This is a genomic window from Leeuwenhoekiella blandensis MED217 (assembly GCF_000152985.1).
Taxonomy (GTDB): Bacteria; Bacteroidota; Bacteroidia; order Flavobacteriales; family Flavobacteriaceae; genus Leeuwenhoekiella; species Leeuwenhoekiella blandensis.
Genome location: NZ_CH672395.1, coordinates 3960243 through 3980332, shown reverse-complemented (window position 1 = coordinate 3980332; position 20090 = coordinate 3960243). Strand labels below are relative to the sequence as shown.

At 41.7% G+C, this 20090-nt stretch carries 16 protein-coding genes; 5 read left to right on the top strand and 11 right to left on the bottom strand.

Features of this window, described 5'->3' with window-relative positions; all coding sequences use genetic code 11:
* Positions 1-112: 112 nt before the first annotated feature.
* The 7 genes from acs to metG form a co-directional block, all read right to left on the bottom strand.
* Positions 113-2023, bottom strand: a complete 1911-nt coding sequence (acs, locus tag MED217_RS17150; protein WP_009781830.1) for an acetate--CoA ligase — start codon at positions 2021-2023, stop codon at positions 113-115.
* Between the two features lie 123 nt (positions 2024-2146).
* Positions 2147-3919 carry a sodium:solute symporter family protein gene (locus MED217_RS17145; RefSeq protein WP_009781829.1) on the bottom strand — a complete coding sequence of 591 codons (1773 nt, stop codon included), beginning with the start codon at positions 3917-3919 and terminating at the stop codon, positions 2147-2149.
* 103 nt (positions 3920-4022) lie between these two features.
* Positions 4023-4280, bottom strand: coding sequence for a DUF4212 domain-containing protein (locus MED217_RS17140; protein WP_009781828.1), 258 nt, complete (start codon positions 4278-4280; stop codon positions 4023-4025).
* A 135-nt stretch (positions 4281-4415) separates the two neighbouring features.
* Positions 4416-4958 (bottom strand): hypothetical protein, encoded by a 543-nt coding sequence (locus MED217_RS17135; protein WP_009781827.1) that lies wholly within the window; start codon positions 4956-4958, stop codon positions 4416-4418.
* 94 nt (positions 4959-5052) lie between these two features.
* Positions 5053-5955, bottom strand: a complete 903-nt coding sequence (locus tag MED217_RS17130; RefSeq protein WP_009781826.1) for a histone deacetylase family protein — start codon at positions 5953-5955, stop codon at positions 5053-5055.
* Positions 5948-8083: a Tex family protein gene (locus tag MED217_RS17125; RefSeq protein WP_009781825.1), complete on the bottom strand. Its 2136-nt coding sequence runs from the start codon at positions 8081-8083 to the stop codon at positions 5948-5950. The genes MED217_RS17130 and MED217_RS17125 overlap by 8 nt, the downstream gene beginning before the upstream one ends.
* Positions 8084-8159: 76 nt before the next feature.
* Positions 8160-10241, bottom strand: coding sequence for a methionine--tRNA ligase (gene metG / locus MED217_RS17120; protein WP_009781824.1), 2082 nt, complete (start codon positions 10239-10241; stop codon positions 8160-8162).
* Between the two features lie 215 nt (positions 10242-10456).
* Between metG and MED217_RS17115 the strand changes: the two genes are divergently transcribed.
* Together MED217_RS17115 and MED217_RS17110 are read left to right on the top strand one after the other, a co-directional pair.
* Positions 10457-11362 (top strand): S66 peptidase family protein, encoded by a 906-nt coding sequence (locus MED217_RS17115; RefSeq protein ID WP_009781823.1) that lies wholly within the window; start codon positions 10457-10459, stop codon positions 11360-11362.
* Positions 11363-11367: 5 nt separating this feature from the next.
* A complete protein-coding gene (locus MED217_RS17110; RefSeq protein ID WP_009781822.1) occupies positions 11368-11724 on the top strand; it encodes a YraN family protein in 357 nt (118 codons plus the stop codon).
* A gap of 47 nt (positions 11725-11771) precedes the next feature.
* Here MED217_RS17110 and MED217_RS17105 read toward each other — a convergent pair whose 3' ends face one another.
* A complete protein-coding gene (locus MED217_RS17105; protein ID WP_009781821.1) occupies positions 11772-12599 on the bottom strand; it encodes a helix-turn-helix domain-containing protein in 828 nt (275 codons plus the stop codon).
* Positions 12600-12801: 202 nt separating this feature from the next.
* Entirely contained in the window at positions 12802-16185 is a 3384-nt protein-coding gene (gene mfd, locus MED217_RS17100; RefSeq protein WP_009781820.1) for a transcription-repair coupling factor, read from the bottom strand.
* A gap of 161 nt (positions 16186-16346) precedes the next feature.
* Here mfd and MED217_RS17095 point away from each other — a divergent pair, with 161 nt between their 5' ends.
* From MED217_RS17095 to MED217_RS17085, 3 genes are all read left to right on the top strand, one after another.
* Positions 16347-17699: a dihydrolipoyl dehydrogenase family protein gene (locus MED217_RS17095; protein ID WP_040533794.1), complete on the top strand. Its 1353-nt coding sequence runs from the start codon at positions 16347-16349 to the stop codon at positions 17697-17699.
* An 89-nt stretch (positions 17700-17788) separates the two neighbouring features.
* Positions 17789-18208 (top strand): antitoxin Xre/MbcA/ParS toxin-binding domain-containing protein, encoded by a 420-nt coding sequence (locus MED217_RS17090; RefSeq protein WP_009781818.1) that lies wholly within the window; start codon positions 17789-17791, stop codon positions 18206-18208.
* On the top strand, positions 18208-18666 hold the full coding sequence (locus MED217_RS17085; protein WP_009781817.1) for an RES family NAD+ phosphorylase: 459 nt from the start codon (positions 18208-18210) through the stop codon (positions 18664-18666). The genes MED217_RS17090 and MED217_RS17085 overlap by 1 nt, the downstream gene beginning before the upstream one ends.
* On the opposite strand, the gene MED217_RS17080 is transcribed toward MED217_RS17085, so the two are convergent.
* Both MED217_RS17080 and pdeM read right to left on the bottom strand, forming a co-directional pair.
* The gene (locus MED217_RS17080; RefSeq protein ID WP_009781816.1) at positions 18656-19453 is read right to left on the bottom strand and encodes a hypothetical protein; all 798 of its coding nucleotides are present in this window, start codon (positions 19451-19453) and stop codon (positions 18656-18658) included. The two genes, MED217_RS17085 and MED217_RS17080, sit on opposite strands and share 11 nt — an antisense overlap.
* Entirely contained in the window at positions 19450-20085 is a 636-nt protein-coding gene (gene pdeM, locus MED217_RS17075; protein ID WP_009781815.1) for a ligase-associated DNA damage response endonuclease PdeM, read from the bottom strand. Before pdeM ends, MED217_RS17080 begins: the two co-directional genes overlap by 4 nt.
* Between the last annotated feature and the right edge of the window lie 5 nt (positions 20086-20090).

Below are 20090 nucleotides of genomic sequence, written 5' to 3'. Positions count from 1 at the left end.
AAAATAAAAAGCCACCCGTTTTAAAATAAGGGTGGCTTATAAAGATTTATTAGCAATAAATTTATTGGCATCGCCAATGGGTTTAATATTCAGAGGCTTTCCCTAAGGTAGTTTACTTAATCACATTGTCCATTATTTCCTGTACGATTTCAGGATTTAATAGCGTACTGGTATCTCCAAGATTTGAGGTGTCGTTGGAGGCGATTTTACGTAAAATACGACGCATGATTTTCCCGCTTCGGGTTTTGGGCAATCCGCTAGTAAACTGAATTTTATTCAGTTTGGCAATGGGGCCAATACGATCTGAAATCATTTGATTGATCTCTTTTCTCAGGTTGTCCTGATTACGGGTTTCCCCGGTTTCTTTTAGAATTACATAACCGTAAAGCGCATTTCCTTTTACTTCGTGAGGATATCCCACAATAGCACTTTCTGCAACTGCCGGATGCTCGTTAATGGCATCTTCAATTGGTGCAGTTCCTAAGTTATGACCACTTACGATAACCACATCATCTACACGACCGGTTATTCGATAATAGCCAACGCTATCACGTAAAGCCCCGTCACCGGTGAAATACATATTTTTAAAAGCTGAAAAATACGTGTCTTTATAACGTTGGTGATTGCCCCAGATAGTACGCGCCATCGATGGCCAAGGAAATTTTATACACAGTCTGCCGTCTACTTGATTTCCTTTAATTTCTTTTCCTTCTTCATCCATTAAGGCCGGTTGAATCCCCGGTAACGGAAGCGTTGCAAAGGTTGGTATCGCCGGAGTAGAATACGGAATAGGCGAGATCATAATTCCTCCGGTTTCGGTTTGCCACCAGGTGTCTACAATGGGGCAATTGCGCTTCCCAATATTTTCATCGTACCAGTGCCAAGCTTCCTCATTAATGGGTTCACCTACTGTCCCAAGTACTTTTAAAGAAGATAGATCGTGTTTTTCTACAAAATCCAGATTCTCTTTACCTAAGGCTCTGATGGCTGTTGGCGCGGTATAAAATTGTGTCACTTTATGCTTTTCTACGATTTCCCAAAAACGTGCGTGATCAGGATAACTAGGCACACCTTCAAACATTACCGTTGTTGCACCATTCGCCAGCGGACCATAGACAATATAACTATGTCCGGTTATCCACCCGATGTCTGCAGTACACCAATAAATATCATCCTCTCGATACTGAAATACATTTTTAAAGGTAAATGCGGTATACACCATATAACCTGCCGTGGTATGCACCATTCCTTTTGGAGTTCCCGTTGAACCTGAAGTGTATAAAATAAACAGCGGATCTTCGGCATTCATAATCTCAGGAGCGCAGGTTTCTTCAGCTTCATCAAGCAAGGGCTGTAACCAATGATCGCGGCCTTCTTCCATATGAATATCAGAATTGATGCGCTTAACCACCAAAACACTTTCTATGCTTTCGCAGCTTTTTAAACCTTCATCAACGATACCTTTTAGATCGATGGTTTTGCTTCCGCGGTAAGAACCGTCACTGGTGATCACCATTTTACAGCTAGAATCGTTGATTCGTGTGGCTAAAGCTTTTGAAGAAAAGCCTGCAAACACCACAGAATGTATGGCGCCAATACGCGCACAAGCCAATAGAGAAATCGCAAGCTCAGGAATCATAGGTAAGTAAATACACACGCGATCTCCCTTTTTAATTCCTTTTGCTTTAAGCACATTTGCCATTTGGGCAACACGCTTGTGCAATTCGTTGTACGTGATATGTTGTGCTTTTTCTTTAGGATCGTTAGGCTCAAAAAGAATCGCTGTTTTATCTCCGCGGGTGCGTAAATGACGGTCGATGCAGTTTTCGGTAATATTCAGTTGGGCACCTTCAAACCACTTAAATTCGGGTTTGTCAAAATCATAACTCAGTACGTTATCCCAACGCTTATGCCATAAAAAATGTTCTTCGGCTATTTCTTCCCAGTAGCTTTCCGGGTTTCTAACAGATTTACGATAGACTTGAAAATATTCTTCTAAATGTTTTATGTGATAATTACTCATGGTTGAATTAGGATTGTTCTTAGATAATCATCCTTAAAATTACTAAATCGTTATCGGTTTGCGTTTGAACAATTCTGCAGTTGCTGTAAAATTTTTATAAAAATGCGTTAAACTTCTATCATTTTAATGGCTCTGTGCCTCACCGGCGCCACTAGGGATGCGTATACGTTCAACGATCTCTTGCACGTCTTCTGGCGGAGCAGGAGTAAGCCTACTTATGGTGACCGAAATGACCACGTTAACCAACATCGCAAACGTACCAAAACCCTCTGGAGAAGTACCAAACCACCATTCTGAAGCAGGAAGCGGCTCAAGAACTCCTATCAATCCGGTTTTAAACCGAATCATATAAAAAAGCATCAATAGGGTGCCCACGATCATTCCGCTTATGGCGCCTTGTTTGTTCATACGTTTATCAAAAATCCCCAGCACGATTGCCGGAAAAAAGGATGCTGCAGCAAGCCCAAAAGCCAATGCGACAACAGCGGCGACAAATCCCGGCGGATAAATACCGAATAATCCCGCAACGATGATTGCAACTAAAATGCTTAAACGTGCAGCAAGCAATTCGCCTTTTTCTGAAATATTGGGTTTAAGTTGTTTTTTGATCAAATCGTGAGATACCGAAGTTGAAATTACAAGAAGTAAACCTGCCGCTGTAGAAAGCGCTGCTGCCAGTCCACCGGCTGCCACGAGGGCAATGACCCAAGAAGGAAGTTGAGCAATTTCGGGGTTGGCGAGTACCATAATATCCCGATCTACGTACAATTCATTCGTTTCAGTCGAAGTGTTAGTGATGATACGTTCGCCATTAGTGCCACGTGCCTCGGTAAATTCTGGTTTTCCTGTGGTGGCGTCACCATTTACATATTGAATTTTTCCATCTTTATTTTTATCAGACCAGGCGATCAATCCCATGTTCTCCCAGTTTTTAAACCATTCAGGAAGCGATGCATATTCTTGATTGCTTACCGTCTCGATGAGGTTGGTACGCGCAAAAACAGAAACCGCCGGTGCCGTGGTGTATAAAATCGCGATAAGTAAAAGTGCGAGTCCGGCTGATTTACGGGCGTCTTTTACATTAGGTACCGTAAAAAACCTTACGATCACGTGCGGTAAACCTGCAGTGCCGGCCATCAATGCGAGGGTGATCGCAAAGACATCCCAAGTTGATTTGGTACCTTCAGTATATTCTTTAAAACCGAGCTGGGTGTGTAGGTTATCTAATTTCTCAAGAAGAAAGGTACCGTCTTCAACACGACCTCCCATCCCGATTTGAGGAATAATATTTCCCGTCATTTGAATCGAAATAAAAATCGCAGGAACCATAAAAGCAAAAATGAGCACGCAATATTGCGCCACTTGAGTATAGGTGATTCCTTTCATTCCGCCTAAAAAAGCAAAAACCAAAACCACCGCCATACCGATGATCACACCGGTAGTGATTTCAACCTGAAGAAACTGAGAAAATACAATTCCCACGCCGCGCATTTGCCCGGCAACATAGGTAAAGGAAACGATGAGCGCACAGATCACCGCAACGGTACGCGCGGTGTTGGAATAGTAACGATCGCCAATAAAATCAGGAACCGTAAATTTCCCGAATTTCCGTAGGTATGGAGCCAGCAGAAGTGCGAGTAGCACGTAGCCACCGGTCCAACCCATCAAATACACCGAGCCGTCGTACCCCGCAAAAGAGATGATACCGGCCATCGAGATAAAGGAGGCCGCACTCATCCAGTCGGCTGCGGTAGCCATTCCGTTGGCTAGTGGAGAAACCCCGCCTCCGGCTACATAAAATTCTTTGGTAGAGCCGGCCCGAGCCCAAATAGCAATTCCAAAGTATAAGGCAAATGTGATGCCTACTAAAATCCAGGTCCAAAGTTGAACGCTCATAATGTGAAAGTTTAATTTACAGCAAGAATCTGCTTAAATAGATTAAAGGCTTTTATTGGCACCGCCAAAGGGTTTAATACTCCGAGGCTTGCCCTGAGGTAGTTTACTCATTATAGCCGTATTTTTTATCAAGCCGGTTCATAAGCAAGACATAAACGAAGATGAGCAACACAAAAACATAGATGCTTCCTTGTTGCGCAAACCAAAATCCTAATTTAAAACCTCCTAAACTATATCGATTGAGTAAGTCTTTAAAAAGAATGCCACACCCAAAGGAAACCACAAACCAAATGCTGAGTAAAATAGCTAGATATTTCTTGTTTTCGCGCCAGTAGGCTTTAGATTTTTCGGGTTTAGACATGAAAATTACGTTTAAAATGCTCCCTAAGATAGTTGATAAAGTTAAAGGGAGTTCCCTGTACTTACCTGTTTGTGTGAAATTTGCATAAAAAAACCCGGTGCCAATGCACCGGGTTTTTTATAAGTTCATTCTTTTTTATATCGCGTCTACGGTAACTTTTACGTCAGCCGTGATGCGTACAACAAATGTAACAGGAGCATCAGATACTGTTCCTGAAGCTGATAATGTTGCAGTAGCACCACTTCTCAAGTCTGCTTCAAAAGCATCTACGAAAGTTTGGTTTACTTCGATCTCATAAACTGTTCCATCAGCGGCAGCTGTTGTTAGATTTACAGAAGCACTATCTCCGGTAGAAAACCAAGGGTATGTGCTGCTTGCAGCAGTAAAGCTTCCGCTAGCAATAACATCTTCAGTACCACTTACGCTAATAATTTGATAGGTAAGTTTTTCAATTTGCAAGTTTTCAATTTTATCTAAGTTGTCTTGAACATCTTCATCATCAATGCTTATACTTACTGATTCAGAAAAAGTAGTTTCTCCTTCAGCAACTGTGATAGTAAGATCTTCAGTGATCGTAGTGTCTACTTCTATTTCAGTTAGTTCATCTATTGCATCACAAGCGTTGAATGCAAATGCAAAAAGGGTAAGGGCAAAAAAGGTGATAATTTTTTTCATCATTCTAATTGTTAATAGTTTTAACAAAAATAGCTATAAATACTTACAAACCAACTTTTTGTAGGCAAAATGGGGGAAATCACCCTTATTTTAAGCCTTAAAAGTAAAGTTCTTGGGCCAGTCGGTAGGTGTTTGCATGTGCTTCGATAATGACTTTGATGTCGGGAGAATAGCCGCCACCCATACTCACTTGAACAGGAATTCCGCTTTCGCGAAAGCAGGACAACGCAAACCGATCGCGTTCTTTACAACCTTCAACCGTACACGAAAGTCTGCCGAGTTTATCGGTTTCTAAAATATCTACGCCGCTGAGGTAAAAGATAAAATCGGGCTTTACCTGATCGATTAGACGTGGAAGCGTTTCTTTCAGCTTTGCTAAATAAACTGCATCACCACTTTTATCGGGAACGGCGATATCAAGATCTGAAGTTTCTTTTTTAAAGGGATAATTTCCTGCACCGTGCATCGAAAAGGTAAAAACAGAAGGGTCGTCTTGAAAAATCTCGGCTGTGCCATTGCCTTGATGTACATCTAGGTCAACAATAAGAATTTGTTTTGCCAGGCCTTTTGACTGAAGATACCGCGCTGCAATCGCTTGATCATTAAGTAGGCAAAAAGCTTCGCCATGCCCCGAATAGGCATGATGTGTGCCGCCGGCAATATTGAAGGCGATCCCATATTTTAAAGCAAATTCACAACCCGTCATTGTACCTTGAGCGATAATTTGCTCGCGGTCTACCAACTCCTGAGAGAGTGGAAATCCCGTTTTTCGAATCGCCCTGCGGTCCAGATTAAGCGCTTTAAGATTGGTGACATATTCTTGAGTGTGAACAGCCGTCAGGTATTTTTCCTCAGGAAAGCCGGGTTCAAAAAAATTAGCTTCAGTACAGGTGCCTTCGCAAAGCAATTGCTTTGGGAGTAGGTCATATTTTTCCATCGGAAACCGATGTCCTTCTGGCAAGGGGTGTTTATAAATAGGGTGATAGGCGATTTTAAGCATTCAGTTTATGCAATTTAAGTTGAATACGCTTGCGTTTAATGTCTACCTCAAGCACTTTAACCACGACCTGTTCTTGTAAGCTTACGTGCGCATTTACATCACTCACATACCCGTCAGCAAGATTTGAAATGTGAATCAGTCCACTTTCTTTGATGCCGATATCTACAAAGGCGCCAAAGTTAGTGATGTTATTCACGATCCCGGGAAGTAATTGATCGGGCTCGAGATCTTCAATCTTATGTATGTTTTGATTAAAGGTAAACGCCTTTGACGGCTCTCGTGGATCCAAACTAGGTTTTTCGAGTTCGTCAAGAATGTCTTTTAGGGTAAGTTCGCCTACTTCATCAGAAACATAATCCTCGAGACTTAATTCTTTGATCACGGTTTTATTGCCTACCAATTCTGCTACGGAAAGCTTCAGATTTGTAGCCATTTTTTCAACCAAAGCATAACGCTCGGGATGCACTGCTGAATCATCTAACGGATTTTCAGCATTCTTGATACGTAAAAAACCGGCAGCTTGCTCATAAGCTTTAGCACCCAAACGCGGAACATTTAAAATTTCTTTCCGCGAAGCGAAAGCACCGTTTTCATCTCTGTAGGTTACAATATTTTCAGCCAGTTTAGGTCCAATTCCAGAAACATAACTCAGCAACGGAATGCTGGCGGTGTTGATGTTTACACCTACCGTGTTCACACAACTTTCTACCACGCGATCGAGTTCGTTTTTCAATTTGGTTTGATCCACATCGTGTTGGTACTGTCCCACGCCAATGGATTTTGCATCGATCTTTACCAACTCCGCAAGCGGGTCTGCAAGTCGGCGACCAATGGAAACCGCACCGCGCACCGTCACATCATAATTTGGGAACTCGTCTCGCGCGATCTTTGAAGCCGAATAAATACTTGCACCGGCCTCGCTCACCACAAATACCTCAAGATCCCGATTAAATTGCATGCGCTTAATAAACTGTTCGGTTTCCCGACTAGCGGTTCCGTTGCCAATAGCGATGGCTTCTATCTTGTGTGCATCTACCAGAAAACTGATTTTACGCATGGCGCCTTTGGTATCGTTTTTAGGAGGGTGTGGATAAATGGTTTCGTTATGTTGTAAACCGCCATTTTCGTCAAGGCAAACCACTTTACAACCTGTTCTAAAACCCGGATCGATCGCGAGAATACGCTTTTCGCCAAGTGGCGAACCTAAAAGCAGTTGGCGTAAATTCTTTGCAAAAACACTAATCGCTTCTGCGTCGGCTTTTTCTTTAGCAGTGCTTAAAGCCTCGTTGCTCAACGCCGGAAACAGCAAACGTTTATACGCATCAGCAATGGCAAGCTCAATGTGCTCAGCACAATCTCCGCGTGATTTGATCATTCTATTGGCAATATGAGCTAAAGCGCGACAGGTATCAATATCTAGTTTTAAACGAACAAAGCCTTCATCAGCCGCACGAGAAAGTGCCAGAAAGCGATGCGAGGGAATGCGGTTTAAGGCCTCTTCCCAATCAAAATAATCTTTGTATTTAAGCGCTTTCTCATCGTCTTTTTTAGACTTTACTACCCTAGAAGTAATCTGTGCATAACGTTCTATTTGGTTCCTTAGATAGTTGCGTACATCGCTGCGCTCATTCACCCATTCTGCGATGATGTGTCGAGCACCTTCAAGAGCTTCTTCTATGGATGCCACTTCGTTGTTTAAAAACCTTCCGGCAGCTTGCTCCAGATCGCGTGTGTTTTGCGCCATAATAATTTTGGCGAGCGGTTCTAGTCCTTGTTCACGAGCGGTATCTGCTTTTGTTTTTCGCGTCTTTTTATACGGAAGATAAAGATCTTCTAAAGCAGTAGCATCTGTTGTGTTTTCTATTTGCTTTTGAAGTTCTACAGTCAAGACTTCTTGCTCTTCTAAAGCTTTTAGAATGGTAACTTTCCGCTTTTCTAAAGCCTCAAACTGTTCTTTATACTTTACAATTTCGCCCAGTTGCACTTCATCTAAATTCCCGGTGCGTTCTTTACGGTAACGTGCAATAAAAGGGATGGTCGCATCTTCATCAAGAAGTTGCAACACATTTTTGATGCCCGTTTCCGGAAGATTGGTTGAAGATTTTAGGTAGGAGAGAAGTGCTGTCATAAAAAGAATAATACTAAAAAAAGGGAAGTAAAATTACTACCTCCCTTTTAAAATTTATAAAAATTGGATCGAGACATTAACTCACCGCTTCACCGTTCTTTACGCCGGCGGTGTCAGGATTCATAAACACGAGTTTTCCTTGTTTATCTTCGGTCATTAAGATCATTCCCTGGCTTTCTACACCACGTAATTTACGCGGAGCCAAATTGGCCACAACGGTTACTTGCTTACCAATGATATCTTCCGGTTTAAAGCTTTCTGCAATACCAGAAACGATGGTGCGCACATCAAGACCAGTATCTACTTTTAAGATTAAAAGCTTTTTGGTTTTGGCCATTTTTTCGGCTTCCAGAATAGTTCCTACCCGTAAATCTAACTTGGTGAAATCATCAAATTCGATGGTGTCCTTTTGTGGGGTTACCGGAGTGTTTTCGGCTTGATTACTCATTTTAGTCGCTTCTAATTTGTCAAGTTGTTTTTGTATTTGCTCGTCTTCTATTTTACTGAATAGAAGTGCAGCTTTGTTGATGCTGTGCCCTACAGGAAGTAAATCTATTTTCTCCCCAAGAACCTCCCAGCTCAACGGCTCAGGAAGTTGCATAAGCGGATCTTCACTCTCTATATTTAGCATTTGCTTGAGTGTTTTTGCCGTGTGTGGTAAAAACGGTTCACTCAACACAGCTAAGGTTCCGGCGATTTGCAATGCGATGTACATCACCGTTTTGGTGCGCTCAGGATCGGTTTTGAAGGTTTTCCAAGGTTCTGCATCAGCCAGGTATTTATTTCCTAAGCGCGCAACATTCATCAGTTCGTTTTGCGCTTCGCGGAAACGGTAGCGTTCAATAGAACTCGCGATCACTGCAGGATAGGCTTTCATTTCGGCTAAGACTTTTTCGTCTTCAGCATTAAAATCAAGCGCCTGCGGAATTTTCCCTTCATAATATTTATTGGTCAACACCACCACGCGGTTGATGAAGTTTCCAAAAATGGCAACCAGCTCGTTGTTATTTCTGGCTTGAAAATCTGCCCAGGTAAAGTCGTTATCTTTAGTTTCTGGAGCGTTGGCCGTAAGCGTATAACGCAACACATCCTGCTGCCCCGGAAATTCTTCAAGGTACTCGTGCAACCAAACTGCCCAGTTTTTTGAAGTAGAAAGCTTGTTGCCTTCTAAGTTCAAAAATTCATTTGCGGGCACATTATCTGGTAAAATATAGCTTCCTTCGGCTTCCAGCATACTCGGGAAAATGATACAGTGAAAAACAATATTGTCTTTCCCGATAAAGTGTACCAGTTTGGTGTCGTCTGCTTTCCAGTAGTCTTCCCAGTTTTTGCCTTCGCGCGCTGCCCATTCTTTGGTTGAAGAAATATAGCCTATTGGGGCATCAAACCATACATAAAGCACTTTACCTTCGGCGCCATCTACCGGTACAGGAATTCCCCAATCGAGATCACGGGTTACTGCACGTGGGCGTAAACCTTCGTCGATCCACGATTTACATTGGCCGTAAACATTCGGTTTCCAGTCTTTTTTATGTCCGTCAAGAATCCATTTTTTTAGAAAATCTTCATAGCGATCCAGTGGTAAAAACCAGTGTCTGGTTTCTTTTAAAACCGGCTTTGATCCAGAAATGGTTGATTTCGGATTGATCAAATCGGTTGCATTTAAAGAAGAACCGCAATTCTCGCACTGATCACCATACGCTTCCTCGTGACCACATTTTGGGCATGTTCCGGTTACAAAACGATCGGCTAAGTATTGATTGGCTTCGGCATCAAAAAGCTGCTCGGTCACTTCTTCAATAAAATCACCTTTTGCATAAAGCGTTTTGAAAAATTCTGAAGCCGTATCGTGATGTACTTGTGCCGAAGTGCGCGAGTAATTGTCAAAAGAAATCCCAAAATCTTCAAAAGAATCTTTGATGATCTTGTGGTATTTGTCTACCACTTCTTGCGGAGTGATTCCTTCTTTTTTGGCTTTGATGCTAATGGCAACGCCGTGCTCATCACTACCGCAGATGTAAGCAACATCTTTACCCATCCCTCTCAGGTAGCGGGCATAAATATCTGCAGGAACATAAACTCCGGCTAAATGCCCAATGTGAATTGGCCCATTGGTATAAGGTAATGCGGCGGTAATCGTATATCGTTTCGGACTCATAATGCGAATAAAATTTCAGCGGCAAAGATACCATTTATGCATATAAACAAAACCAGACTGGCACTTCATTTAATTAGTGCGTATATTGGTATATTACATTTTAAAACAATACTGTGTTTTCTGTGGCTTTTTGACAAACTAATCGGCGATTGCAGTAGTTGTTTTTCTTGATTAACGATTTAAAATTAAAGCCTTTAGGCACTATTTAGCTGTTTATGTTGACCCCGCCCTATTTAAAAAAAGGAGATAAAGTTGGTATTGTATGTACCGCACGTAAAGTAGACCGTGACGATCTGGAAGAAGGAATTGCGCTTTTAGAAGCCTGTGGACTAGAACCTGTTTTAGGAAAAACCATTGGTGCTTCAGACCATCAATACGGTGGTTCTGATGCATTGCGCGCAGCAGATTTACAAGCGATGCTTGACGACGAAGAAATCAACGCGATCTGGTGTGCAAAAGGAGGTTATGGGACGGTGCGTATCATCGATGAGATCAACTTTTATAAATTCATTAAATATCCTAAATGGATCATAGGATATAGCGATGTGACGGTTTTGCATTCTCAAATTCACAAATTAGGGTTTGAAACCATTCACGGAGTTATGCCTGTGGGAATAGGTCGCAATACTGCTGTTGCCAAACAAACGCTTGAAAATGCCTGGTTTGGTAAGCCCGTACATTATCACATTGAAAGTGCTCCTTTAAACCGATTGGGAACAGCAAAAGGTGAACTAGTAGGCGGAAATATCTCTATTTTATATTCGCTTTGCGGAAGCCACTCTGCCATAGATACGACCAACAAGATTTTGTTTCTTGAAGACCTGGACGAATATTTATACCACGTAGACCGAATGATGGTCAATTTAAAACGCAACGGCATGCTGCGTAATATACGCGGCTTGGTGGTAGGCGGACTTACCAGTATGCACGACAATTCTACACCTTTTGGGAAAACGGCCCAGGAAATAGTTATGGATGCTGTTGAAGAATACGATTACCCGGTATGTTTTGATTTTCCGGCGGGGCATTTAAAGGATAATCGCGCGCTTATTTTGGGCCGAAGCGCTTCACTTGAGGTGAATGAGCGTGGTGCCAAACTCTATTTTGATCAATTGGAATAAGGCTTATGAACCATAACGAACTCGGGAAATGGGGTGAAGAATATGCTGCGAACTATCTCGAGAAAAAGGGGTACGAACTATTAGAACGCAATTGGTTTTTCAATAAAGCCGAATTGGATATTATCGCGCTAAAAAATAATCAATTGGTCGTAGTTGAGGTCAAAACCCGCAATTCAGATTTTTTTGGCGATCCACAAGATTTTGTGACGCCGGCAAAGATCAAATTGCTGGTGAAAGCCACCAATGAATACATCATCTCAAACGATCTGGATCTTGAAGTTCGTTTTGATGTCATCGCCGTTTTAAAAAATAAAACCCAAGAACAACTGGAGCATTTTGAAGATGCGTTTTATTATTTCTGAAACTTAAAAAGAGGAATCAAACTTGAATTGATTCCTCTTTTTAGAATTTATGCTTCCGCAGTAATTTGTTGTTTTATGGTCGCTATCGCCCTCAAAATAATCGCTACATAAAGTCCTTGAACTAGAATGCTTGCAGGACCGGCAATGGCCACCATAATTATGGTTAAGAACATAAAGCCTAAAATTAAAGTGATTATTCCGGTTACTTTGGGCAGCTGACCAAGATGATTGGTTTTATACAGCCCGATTCCCATACAGATAAAAACTATTCCAAAAAGCACGCTGTAGATCAATGCAAAAGCTTCAAGCTTGATGTATTGAAAATGAAGATCAACGATCGAGTAGATCGCGATCAAGGTGTTGATCGCAATGGCGATAAGCGCACTGGTTTTTAGAAAGCCGGCTTTAAACAATTCGCCGATCAAAACAAATGCGCGCATATGCAACGCAAAAGCAATGGCGGCAAGTATGGTGACGGTTACATAGAATACTTCGCCAAAATAATACGCCTTGGTCGTCAGAAAGGCGGTTTCTTCTACAAGTTGAAAAACCAAAAAGAGCATACTCAGAATTCCCGCAACCCAACCGAGATGGAGTTGGTTAAATAAGAACGACACCTTTTTATCGTCATCGATTTCAAGGAAAAAAGCCTTCTTTACTTTCTTTTCAAAAACAGATTCCTGTAAGTCGTCGAGGTCGCGATCTAGCGCAGCGAGAATGGTTTTTACGGTGTATACACGCGGCATAACTTCGCCGGCTTCAATACGCAGAATGGTGCGCACCGAAATATTACACTGTTCTACAAGTTCTTCTTGAGTAAATCCTTTTTGCTGACGTAATTCTAAAATTTTCAGCCCTAATTGTGGTTGTTTCATGAGTGACATAAGATTGCTCTTGTAGTGATGCGCATCTAAAAATACAAGAATGTTAGACAGTGCAATACTAAAAACAGCAACCTATTTCAGACAATTTTTTGGCACACATTTTACCCGACATTCACCCGACATTTCAAGTATAATGCGGTTTGAGGCGAATTGACGATTTTAGAAATTCTAGTGAATCTGTATCGGTTTTAACCTATTCTGAAACCTGTTCTACCTTTTTTGGCATCAAAGGTCTTAAGATATCCAAAGCTTTTTCTACTGAAGAAACCCCGGCCGCGGTCAACAATAAGCGTAAACCTTTGCTGGTTTTTTTCTCTTTAAGCGTGACCTTGTTTGAATGGGTTTGTACAAACTGAAGCACTCTGGAAAACGCCGGACTTTGATAAAATTTAGACTGCTGATCTGCAATAAAGAACCCGATGAGTTTTTTGTTTTTCATCACCACTTTTTCCAGGCCATAATGCGTAGCGATCCATTTGATACGCACCGAGTTTAACAAGTCTTCGGCTTGCTTAGGCAACTCTCCAAAACGGTCGATCAATCGCGCTTCAAAAGCTGCAAGTTCTTCTTCGGTTTTGAGGTTGTTTAATTCGGTATAGAGATTTAAACGCTCGGTAATATTGTTGATGTAGTCATCCGGAAACAACAATGAAAAGTCAGAATCTATGACGGTGTCTTTGACGTATTCTTTGTTTTCGTCATCAACATTCTCGTGTGCATAGAGCTCTGCAAACTCATTTTCTTTCAGCTCTTCAATCGCTTCGTTGAGGATTTTCTGGTAGGTGTCAAAACCTATTTCGTTGATGAATCCGCTTTGCTCACCACCTAATAAATCTCCGGCGCCGCGTATTTCTAAATCTTTCATCGCAATATTGAAACCACTTCCCAAACTTGAGAATTGCTCTAAAGCCGTGATTCGTTTGCGCGCATCATCAGTCATCGCCGAAAGTGGCGGCGTGATGAAATAGCAAAACGCTTTTTTGTTACTTCGGCCTACACGTCCGCGCATCTGGTGCAAGTCAGACAGGCCAAAATTATTGGCATTATTGATAAAGATCGTATTGGCATTAGGCACATCGAGACCGCTTTCTATAATGGTTGTAGAAACCAAAACATCAAAAGCGCCATCCATAAATTGCAGCATCAGCTCTTCAAGCTTTTTCCCATCCATCTGCCCGTGACCGATAGCCACTTTGGCATCAGGAACCAGACGCTGAATCATTCCCGCAACTTCCTTAATATTTTGTAGCCTGTTGTGTATGAAGAATACCTGACCGCCACGCTGAATTTCATACGAGATCGCATCGCGTATCGTCTCTTCAGAAAGTCTGATGATGTGCGTTTCAATAGGGTAGCGGTTGGGTGGTGGTGTGGTGATCGTACTCAAATCACGCGCCGCCATCAAACTGAATTGCAGCGTACGCGGGATAGGTGTCGCCGTTAATGTTAACGTATCAACATTCTCCTTGATGGTCTTCAGTTTATCTTTAACCGCAACACCAAATTTCTGTTCTTCGTCAACGATCAACAGCCCGAGGTCTTTAAACTTTACATTTTTGTTGGTGAGCTGGTGCGTACCAATGATGATGTCTACACGACCATTTTCTAGACGTTCAAGCGTTTCCCTTTTTTCTTTCGCAGTGCGGAAACGATTCAGATAATCTACCGTGACCGGTAAATCTTTTAGTCGTTCACTAAAGGTTTTATGATGCTGAAAAGCCAAAATCGTGGTGGGTACAAGCACGGCAACCTGCTTCCCGTTATCCACCGCTTTAAAAGCGGCTCTGATGGCAACTTCAGTCTTACCAAAACCTACATCACCACACACGAGACGATCCATTGGGCGCGGACTTTCCATATCGGCCTTTACGGCTTCGGTGGCGCTGCTTTGATCTGGTGTGTCCTCGTAAATAAAACTGGCTTCGAGTTCGTTTTGCAAATAGGTGTCAGGACCAAAAGCAAAACCTTTTTCAAGACGGCGCTTGGCGTATAATTTAATAAGGTTAAAGGCGATCTCCTTAACCTTGGTTTTGGTCTTTTGCTTCAGCTTTTTCCAGGCAGCGCTTCCCAGTTTGTAGATCTGTGGCGGCTTCCCGTCTTTGCCGTTGTATTTGGTCACTTTATGCAGCGAGTGAATACTTAAGTAAAGTACATCGCGCTCGCCATAAATGAGTTTTATAGCTTCTTGACGTTTTCCTTCTACTTCAATTTTCTGGAGTCCACCAAATTTCCCGATCCCGTGATCAATATGCGTGATGTAATCGCCGACTTGAAGACTTGTCAATTCTTTAAGCGTGATCGCTTGTTTTTTGGCGTAGCCGTCTTTCAGTTTAAACTTATGATAGCGCTCAAAGATCTGATGGTCTGTATAACACACCATTTTTAGATCGTCATCAATAAAACCGCGGTAAAGGGAGACAATAATCGTCTCATACTGCTTTACGTTGAGGTCGGCATCGTTAAAAATATCCTGAAAACGTTTGGCTTGTTGCTCGCTGGCGCAGCAAATATAATTGGTATAACCGGCTTCGTGATTTTCATTGAGATTTTCGATTAGCAAATTGAATTGCTTGTTGAATGCCGGTTGCGGCTGCTGATTAAAATTGATGCTTGCGGAAGCTTTATCGCTCGGTAAGGATAAGCCTTCGCTTACACGCACCAGCGTAAAATCTAAAAGTTGTTTTTTGATGCTTGTAGCGTCGCAAAACAACTCTGAAGGTTCATGCCTTTTGATCTCGCTGTCCAGCTTTTGAAAGGCTTCTTCCGCTTTGCTGAAATTGGTATCGATACGTGTTGCCAATTGCTCAATATCTTGAGTAAAAATCACCGTATCTGCAGCGATATATTTTAAAAAGCTTTCGCGTGTTTCCTGAAGTGCCTTGTTTTCTACATTGGGCATCAGGCTTATTTTGTTGATCTTGTCAACGGAAAGTTGTGTTTCTACATCAAACGTTCGGATGCTGTCTACCTCATCACCAAAAAACTCAATACGATAAGGCTGATCGTGAGAAAAAGAAAACACATCTATAATTCCCCCACGCACCGAAAATTCGCCGGGTTCGGTCACAAAATCAACACGCTTAAACTTATACTCAAAGAGCATTTCATTAACAAAATCCAGCGAGAGATTATCGTTGATTTTTACCTTGAGCGTGCTTTTATCAAGCTCCTTTCGGGTGACTACTTTTTCAAAAAGCGCATCAGGATAGGTAATAATAAGCGCCGGTTTTTTGCGGCTGTTGATGCGGTTAAGCACTTCGGCACGCAATAAAATATTGGCGTTATCGGTCCCTTCAATTTGATAAGGTCTGCGGTAACTTCCGGGATAAAACAACACGTGATCCTCTTTGACCAGTTGCTCGAGATCGTTAAGAATATACGTCGCTTCTTCTTTGTCATTTAGAATGACCAGAAAAGGCTTATCTGCAGTTTTAAAACTTTCGGCAATGGCAATAGAAAGCGACGAACCTATGAGTCCGTCGAGATTGATTCTATTTTGAGAAACGGCAATAGCGTTCCCGAGTTCTTGCAGTTGTGCAGACTCTAAAAAAGGCTTGGTGATCGTGGTTTTACCCATAGGTGGGCAAAGATACTGCGGAAAACTTGGTTTTAAAACAGGATTTGAGATTTAGCATTTTGGTAACAAAAATTGCTTTTGGCAAAAGCCTAACAGCGATTTACAATTTTGCTAACATAAAACCGACATGCGCCCTTTATCTTTATAAAAATCAAAAATTTATGGCGATAGCGCATTACGATCTTTTTGTGATAGGAACCGGCAATGCCGGTAAACATGTGGCTTATGATGCGGTCGAAGCGGGCCTAAACGTTGCGATTGCAGACAATCGGGAGTTTGGCGGAACGTGCGCCAATCGAGGTTGTGACCCCAAAAAGGTTTTAGTAGGCTTGACAGAAATTATCGAGCGCAGCCAAAATTTAAAAGGAAAAGGAATTGCAGAAGTTCCTGAGGTACGTTGGTCTGATTTGATGGAGTTCAAAAAGACATTCACTGGGGCCGTGCCGTTTACCACCGAAGAAAAACTGAAAGATCAAGGGATAACCTTGTATCATCAATCGCCGAAGTTTCTAGATGAAAACACTTTGTCTGTAGAAGGAAAAACGGTTACTGCCGATAAAATCGTGATCGCCACAGGAAATATTCCAATGCATTTAAATATTCCTGGAGATGAACACACCTTGATCAGTGATGATTTTCTCGAGCTCGAAGCTTTACCTGAAAGTATAATCTTTATTGGCGCCGGTTATATTGGGATGGAATTTGCCCATATTGCCGCACGATGTGGCGTGGATGTTACGATAGTTGATGTGAATGCGCGTATACTTTCTAATTTTGATGAAGATTTAGCGCTTCAGCTTCAAAAAAAATCGGAGGAACTTGGGATTAAATTCCTTTTTAACGCCGAAGCAAAAGCAATCGAAAAACTGCGCAAAAACCATAGATTAACGGTAGATCATAACGGAAATTCAGAAAAACTGAAAGCCGAATTGATCTTTAATACTGCGGGTCGCGTCCCGGCGGTAGACGAACTCGATCTGGAAAAAGGCAATGTGGCGTTTTCAAAAAAAGGGGTTGCGGTGAATACATTTATGCAAAGCACGACAAATCCTTCGGTTTATGCTTGTGGTGATGTTTCAGACACGAGTAATCTGCCCCTAACTCCGGTGGCGCATCAAGAAGCTTATTATGTCTCCAAGAATATTTTAAATGGAAACAGCGCAGAAGTCGATGTTCCCGCAACGCCTTCAGTAGTTTTTACCATTCCGCAATTGGCGAGTGTGGGACTGACAGAGCAAGAGGCTCAAAAGCAAGGCTATGATTTTGAGGTAAAAACGGCTTCGGTTGAAGATTGGTATAATGCCAAGCGCTTGAATGAAACACATTATGCGTACAAAACGCTAGTTGATAAGAAAACCGGACAACTTCTAGGGGCACATCTACTAAGCAGTGAAGCTGCGGAAACCATCAATTTATTTATGATGGCGATGCACAGCAAGCTTGAGGTAAATACCTTAAAAGGAATGGTTTTTAGCTACCCCAGTTGGGCAAATGATATTAAGTCTATGCTTTAAAAAGGACTAGTGTTTAATTATCAAGTGTTTAGGGTTTAATTGCATTTAATTATTTTGTATATTGCATTTGCAATTATATGTGTAATACAATGAAATCTTACAAATCTGTTGAAGAGTCTCTTAGTAGCGCTTCTGTGAAAGAAGAGGCTGTTGCTTATTGGCGGCAAGAAAGTTTACCTTACCAAAAAGCAAAGTCTGTTCTCGATTTTCTTGAATTTAATCAGGAAGAAAGTGCCCATTTTCTAGATGTTAATCCATCTACTATTTCGCGTTGGAAATCAAATAATGGCATTTTGAGTAAGCTAAGTTCAAAAATGATCTATGATGTAAATGAGCTTATTAAAAAAGGTATTTCAATTTTTGGTTCAGAACAGCAATTTCTAGATTGGTTGGGAACTCCCAATCAGGCCTTAGGTAATGTTATTCCTAAACAGATGATTCAAGACCCCAATGGTTTAGAGTACGTTGATGAGGCACTAGATGCACTAGCTTGGGGAGCAATTATTTAATGAAAGTGTATCGCATTTATATAGATCGAGAAGGATATTCTGCATTAGGTTATGGTCCGGCTGCTGCACGCTGGAATAAAGGATTTACACCAATCATTTATGCAAGTAGTTATGTGTCTGTGTCAATGATGGAGCATCTTTCTATTCGTGGCGCTTCGGTTTCTGATTTTAACTGGAAAATTGCCGTATTAGAACTTGATGCAGAGCCGCAGCGAATAGATTTAAATGAGTTGCCAAGAGGTTGGGATTTTCGCCCACACCCAAGAAGTACTCAGGAAATTGGAAGTAATTGGGCTTTAAAGAAAGAATCCCTAGCTTTAGCTGTACCTTCTGCAAGAATACCACTAAGGTTTTTTGAACAGGAATACAATCTACTTATTAACCCATTTCATCCAGATTTTCTTAAAAAAATAAAAGTTCTTTCCGAAGAAGAAATACCTTTTCAGCTTAATTGTTAAATCGCTGCTTGAGTTTATTAAACGGATTGGTAGCTCGATTGCGGTAGCCGTGCAATCCTGCAGTAACAACAAGTAAGACGCAGCCTGCCAAAGCAAAATAAGCAACACTTTCTAAGCTTTCCTTATGGCGAATAAAAATGGCAAAAAGTGCCCAGGCACCCACCATCGCAAATTCACGCATATTGCGCAGATTGGTTATTAAAAGATTGATATAAACCGCGATCGTAATCAAAAGCATGGTGAAAATGATTTGCGTTAACTGACTTCCGGCTAATCCTAACTTAACCAAAAATGCCGAAATATTTGCAATAGTTGCCACGGCGATCCAACCGCTGTAAATACAAACAGGCCACCACACAAAAGCGATGATCTCGATAGGTGCATCCCAGCGCTCCATATTGGTTTTAAAAACGATTTTTAAAAGTGCGATTAACATCCCGATGATGATCAAAACAGAAAGCCAGACGTAGTCATAGGTAAAAGCAACAACCCAAGCCGTGTTTAAAAAGTTGGTTAGCGCAAACCAATAACCGGTTTGCTCAATATGCGGCGTTTCTTTTTTACTAAAAAATGCGCGTTTGATTCCGAAAAGGGCATAGGCTATCAGCCCTAAAAAAATCACACCCCAAATAGCAAAAGCATAGCCTGCAGGGGTGAATAAATTATCATATTTAGCGCTCATCTCGCCAATGGTCGTATTGTTCCAGCGTTGCGTTTGTGATAGATAATTGACTACAACGGCGGTAATCACAGAGATCAAATTGATAAGGGCTAATTTTTTTTTCATTGAATGGGGATTACCTCATTTTTAGTTATTGCAAAAACCTGATCTCCCGATTGAGGTTCGAGATAATAGTTTCCGGTAAAGGTACCAAACGCAGGTAAAATCAGTTGATTTTCAGTCTTAAAGAAACACGAAAGTTTAAGTACTTGTCGGCCAATTCCGCCCAGCCGAATTCCGGGATGTATGTGTCCGCAAAAATTGAAAAAGCCTTTACGCTCCTCAGGGTGATGCGTTAATAAAAAACCATTTGATTGAAATTCACTGTAAATATCAATATTCAGATTATCATACTTTACAGGCGAAATGATATCGTGATTCCCGGCGATGAGTATCAAGGTTTCATCACGAGACTGCACCCATTTCTCAAAAAGTTTCCACTCGGTATTTAAGCTGCTGTGAAAGAGATCTCCCAGAAAACAAATGGACTGCGCTTGGTAATAGTCGGCGACGCGCGTGAGTTGGTCAAAATTAGCAGCAACCGCTCTTAGCGGTACTGCGCTCCCATGTTTTCTAAAATGCGAGACCTTCCCCAGATGTACATCAGCGATCAACAGCATGCGCTTCTCATGCCAAAGCATTCCTCCTGAAGGATGCATGGTAAACGTATTCTTCTGTATGCTGATCTCTTGCGTCATTACAA